Annotated in this window: 6 protein-coding genes; 3 read left to right on the top strand and 3 right to left on the bottom strand. The window is 68.5% G+C overall.

Annotated elements, in window-relative coordinates; translation table 11 throughout:
* Positions 1-215 precede the first annotated feature (215 nt).
* Complete coding sequence (locus tag ACWC5O_RS45015; RefSeq protein ID WP_450592080.1) at positions 216-737, bottom strand: hypothetical protein; 522 nt, start codon at positions 735-737, stop codon at positions 216-218.
* Positions 738-1,046: 309 nt separating this feature from the next.
* Between ACWC5O_RS45015 and ACWC5O_RS45010 the strand changes: the two genes are divergently transcribed.
* The gene (locus tag ACWC5O_RS45010) at positions 1,047-1,415 is read left to right on the top strand and encodes a hypothetical protein (protein ID WP_386386664.1); all 369 of its coding nucleotides are present in this window, start codon (positions 1,047-1,049) and stop codon (positions 1,413-1,415) included.
* On the opposite strand, the gene ACWC5O_RS45005 is transcribed toward ACWC5O_RS45010, so the two are convergent.
* Both ACWC5O_RS45005 and ACWC5O_RS45000 read right to left on the bottom strand, forming a co-directional pair.
* Entirely contained in the window at positions 1,387-1,584 is a 198-nt protein-coding gene (locus ACWC5O_RS45005; protein WP_450592079.1) for a hypothetical protein, read from the bottom strand. The two genes, ACWC5O_RS45010 and ACWC5O_RS45005, sit on opposite strands and share 29 nt — an antisense overlap.
* A 72-nt stretch (positions 1,585-1,656) precedes the next feature.
* The gene (locus tag ACWC5O_RS45000; protein ID WP_450592077.1) at positions 1,657-2,631 is read right to left on the bottom strand and encodes a hypothetical protein; all 975 of its coding nucleotides are present in this window, start codon (positions 2,629-2,631) and stop codon (positions 1,657-1,659) included.
* Between the two features lie 251 nt (positions 2,632-2,882).
* Here ACWC5O_RS45000 and ACWC5O_RS44995 point away from each other — a divergent pair, with 251 nt between their 5' ends.
* Positions 2,883-3,566, top strand: coding sequence for a hypothetical protein (locus ACWC5O_RS44995; RefSeq protein WP_450592075.1), 684 nt, complete (start codon positions 2,883-2,885; stop codon positions 3,564-3,566).
* A gap of 206 nt (positions 3,567-3,772) precedes the next feature.
* On the top strand, positions 3,773-4,600 hold the full coding sequence (locus ACWC5O_RS44990; protein ID WP_450592074.1) for a ParA family protein: 828 nt from the start codon (positions 3,773-3,775) through the stop codon (positions 4,598-4,600).
* Positions 4,601-4,711: the final 111 nt, after the last annotated feature.

Below are 4,711 nucleotides of genomic sequence, written 5' to 3'. Positions count from 1 at the left end.
TGACCAAGGCCGGTGGCCCGGTGCCGCGGTCGGTCGCCGAGCCGCTGGTCCTGCTGGTCGCCCCGCTGTCCCCGCACATCGCCGAGGAGCTGTCGGAGCCAGTGCGAGTGGCTCCGGGCCCCCGCGCGTGACTGTAGCCGTACCCCTTCGACCCGTCCTCATGGATGACCATCTATGAAACGCGGGCGGCTCGCGGGCACTAATCAGCAGCTCAGTCAGATGTTGAGTCCGTCAGGGCTCGGGTCATCGCCTGACCGCTGGTCTTCGAACAGGTCCATCTTCTTGCCGAACAGGCTCTCCGCCTCTCCCGTAGGAAAGACGATCTTGCCGTACAGAGCAGACTGACAGATGGACGAGTGATCCGACGCGGACAGTTGGATCGTCCGTCGAGCCTCGGTCGGCTCGGTGAACCACTGCTGGATGCGCATGTAGCGAAAGCCCTCGGAGCCTGTGTGGTCTCCGTAGACGATGTGACTGAGCCCCTTGAGGATCGCCTCATGGGAGAGAGTCTTCTCCGTTCCTGCGGGGTCGGAGAACGACACCCGCCAGGACCACTTTTGCCCCTCGGTCAGTTCGGCATCAGCGGGGAAAGCGCCGTCGAAGCCAGCGAGATAGTCAGCGTTCGGTCCGATCACGATGCTCTCCCACTCTGCATCGCCCAGCCAAGGAGAGGCTGCCAGGAACCCCTCTGCGAACTGACGAGTCTCGTCATCGGAAATCAGATGCTCTCCGCTCATGCCCTCTCCTCTGGCCAGTCGCTCAGGAAGCCCTGTGAGCAAGGGCCCCGGTCCATCCTCGGCGATCGGGCGTTCGTGTGCCGCCAACTTCCGCAACAGGCCCAAGACCCGGCCACCAGGCATGCCGAGAGAACTGTCAGGGAGGCGCGCCTGACGTCAGACCGCCTTGTTAGACGGGGTTGTTGGACGTCCTGGGCCCCTCGCAGAGTCCACTGAGGTCCGGCGTCCGACAACTGATCGGTTAATGGACGCCCTCTCCAGACGGGCAGTCAACTGCCATGCTGGGCAGCTGAACTCCCACCCCACCCCTTGGAGAGCACTGTGGAGCTGAGCGCCACCGGCGAACCTGCCATCGTGCAGGAGGACACCCAGGTCCATGTCGGCATCGACCTTCGGCCGGGCACTCTCACCCTCACCCGGAACGGCAAGGACCTCGCGGTGTACCACGCCCTGGTGCAGTTCGCCTCTGCCCACGCGAACCCGTGGACAGCGCAGGAGGTCAAGTTCTCGGCGAAGGGGCCGGACGGCAAGTCCGTGGGATTGACCGTGGATCTCCTCAACGACGCCTGGGACGGCCCCCGGGCCGACGTTCCCGACGCAATCTGGAAGGTCGTGGCCCTCGCCGCGACCTCCGCCGGAGACGTCGGCATCACCTACGCGCCTCCTGGCCGCGCCTGAGCCACCCCCCGTTGTCGATGGCATCGGCCGCGTCCTCGACCGCGCCCGCGCTCCAACTCCTCGACGTCACCGCGTCTGTCAGCTCGCACACGGCATCGGCCACCGCCGCCGCCCGCTGCTCGACTCCCGGCCCGGCTTCTCCCAGTTCCACGTCACGCCCAACGGCCATGCCTCCCGCCGGATGCCCGCCTGGCATGGCGAAGGGCCCGCACCGGCGACGGGCCCTCGTATCGTCCCGGACTCAGGCCGCCGTGGTCGCGCGCCGACGGCGCTGGGGGAGTTCCGGCTCGCCGTGGCCGTCCTCGATCCACTGAGCCCGCTCCCATACCGGCTCGGTGCCCTCGGCGATTCGGTGCAGGAGCGCGGCCAAGGCCAGAGCGTCGGCATCGGCGGCCGCGGTGCGGTCCCAGGCCACCCAGACGCCGCGCTCCTGGTCCCAGGGCTCGCTCGCCATGGTGCACCACTCGTCTCGGGTCCAGGCGAACCACTGCCGCCACAGGCGCGAGACGTAGTCGGCCTTCTCGGCGCTCTCCCGGTGCGGGCTCAGCCAGGCGTTGAGGCCGTCGCGGCTGCTGCTCACGAGCTGGCCGGGCGGGGTGACGAGCATGTCCGGATAGCGGCTGACTGGGCCCCGGTCCGTCTCATGGACGACGCGGCGGCCCTCCAGGAGCAGGTCGAGCCGGTCGAGCACCGCCCCGCGCTCCGGCGTGCCGTACGTCCCGGCCGGGCCCTCGTGCAGCAGCGCCTGGTCGTGGACGCGAAGGACCGCCACGGTCTCCGGCTGCGCGCCCTCGCCGGGGCCAGCCGCCACGACAAGGAGCGTCGCGGCCGGGTCGCTGACGATTTCGCGGGCGAACCTCCGGGCCTTCGCGTGCGCGGCGTACAGCTCAGCGGCGTACGAACAGGGCTCACACCAGCGCCCGCTGCCGAGGGGGTAGTCGCGGCGGTCGCCGCACCGTCGGCACACGTACTGCAGCTCGCGGGCCCGGTCGAGCGCGGCGCGCTGCGCAGGAGAGCACCCGCGCTTCGGCACGGCGGCGTCCACGTCGTACAGCGGGGCGTAACAGTTGCCGTGGTAGAGCACCTGGCCCACAGGGTCGGAGCCGGGCTTGAGGCCCTGCCGGTCAAGCTGCGTCTTGGTGAGAAGGCCCTCGGGTACGGCGCCCCACCACGTGTAGCGGGTGAGACCGGGGAGCGGCGGGATCGAGCTGGGCAAGACGACCTCCTGTGAGGGGTTCCTTTACGGCAAGGTAGAGCCGGAAGGCGCTCCGTGCAACAACCCGAAAACGCGGGTTGACCTGCGCATTTAAGGGCGGGTTATCTAGCTTGATAGAGCATTTTTCGATTGCGGAAATGCTAGCTACTTCGCAAGCTCCGTGGAACCCGTGAGACCGTCCATCGCACGCACGCGTGAATCTCACGGGGAAGCGGCCCGACCTGGCGCGATATCTAGCTAGACTCCGCCGCATGTCACTTCTCCCTTTCGTGGTCGCGCTGGAGCCCGAGGACCGCCAAGCCCTCGACGAGGTGGTCAGGAAGGGCCGGAACGCCGAGGTCGCGTGGCTCGACGAGGCCCGGGATCAGGCAGGTGTGCGCTACCTGCGGGGAGAGGCCGCGCGTGAGGCCCGCGGCCGGGTCCGCGCGGAGTTCGCCCGGCTCCGCAAGGCGGGGAAGTTGGCCGGCACCCGCGACCTGGTGGTTGCGCGCGAGGTCCGCGCCGAGCTGAAGCGCCGCAAGATGGCAGGGCCGTACGAGCCGGTGCCCGTCGCCGAGGCCGGGGCGCCCGGCCGCCCCGTAGGCAGCAGTCCCCGCAAGCACGGCCGACTCGCTGACGAGCCCACCAAGCTCACTGCCCGCCTTGCCGTGCGCCTTCCGGCCGATCTCGGTGAGCAGCTCGTGCGCGCCTGTTACTGGGAAAGCCAGCCTGCCGTGAAGGGGTTGCGCGAGTGGCAGGACCGGTGGGGCGACGGGCCGGAGGTCATCATGCGCGAGGCTGAACGCAACGGCGCGCTCACCGTGCTCACCCTGTTCGCCGCCTCCCTCGCAACGCGTCCCGATGCCGACAGCCTCCTGGAAAAGGCGAAGCTGCAGAGCATGGTCGTCACGACCGGCGACATCATCCGCAGCGCCGTCAAGCGCGCCATCCCCTGAAGCACGGCCGCGCAGATGACTGTTGAGTTGGGAAGATGCGTGACATCTAGCTAGATAAGACCTGGAACTTGCCGCCCGGCCGTGCTTCCCTTCCTGCCTGGTTTTCCGCTTGCTGTATTACCGGCGGGAAAGCGTGCGGGTCAGCTTGCGCTTAGGCATACGAGGTCGGCACTCTTCGGCTTACCTGAAGAAGGAGGGAGGACCTTGTGGCCGAAGACCTGGACATCATCGCTGAGGTCAGCGAGAAGGGCGGCGTCGGGAAGACGTCGGTGACAGCGGGGCTGATCGCCGTGGCCGCCGAGCTTGGGCTGAAGGTGGGCGGCGTCGACCTGGACCCGCGGGCGACGCTCACCGACGAGCTGGGTGTCGTGGAGCCGAAGAAGTCGGTGAACGACATCTACTTCGTGGACCCCGACGAGCGTCCGCGCGATCCCGCCGAGATCGCGCGCGAGGCACTCGTGCGCGCGGGCAAGCACTGGCCATCGAACGTCTGGGTCCTGCCGGCCGTGCGGAAGTTCGGCAACCGGGAGACCGACCAGACCACCGGCATGGAGTTCCGCCTGAAGCGGGCTCTGTGGGGGCTGCGAGACCTGGTCGACGTCGTTTTCATCGACGTCCCTCCCCGGCCGGGCGGGAAGGTCGTGGGGTCGGCGCTCATCGCGGCGCACAAGGTCCTCATCCCGGCGACGCTCAAGAAGGACGGGTACCTCGGCGCGCGGGAGGCCCTGACGTCGATCGAGCACTACACCTCGCCCGGCGGTCTCAACGAGGCCCTGCAGATCGTGGGAATCCTGCGGAACATCGTGCCGACCAAGCGCGAGTTCCGGGAGGTCCATCGGCACTGGGACAGCCGTCTCAAAGACCGCTTCGGCGACCTGATCATGCCGACCATGGTCCACAACTACGCCGTACGCGAGGTCTGCCGGACCGGGTCCATCCCCATCACCGCAGCTCCCGGCCGCGAGGCCAAGCTGCTCGTTTCCTCGTACCGCGAGGTCCTCCACCACACCCTGCCGACCCTCAAGGAGAAGTGATGCCGTCGTTCATGGACACACGCCGGGAACGGCGTCGAGGCCCTGAACCTCGCCCGGCGCGCCCGCCGGGTGCTCGGCGACCAGCGACCGGCCGTCGCCGAAGCCTGGCTG

The sequence above is a fragment of the Streptomyces sp. NPDC001450 genome, assembly GCF_053597295.1.
Note: the sequence above shows the minus strand (reverse complement) of the source record. Positions and strands in the feature narration are given on the sequence as shown.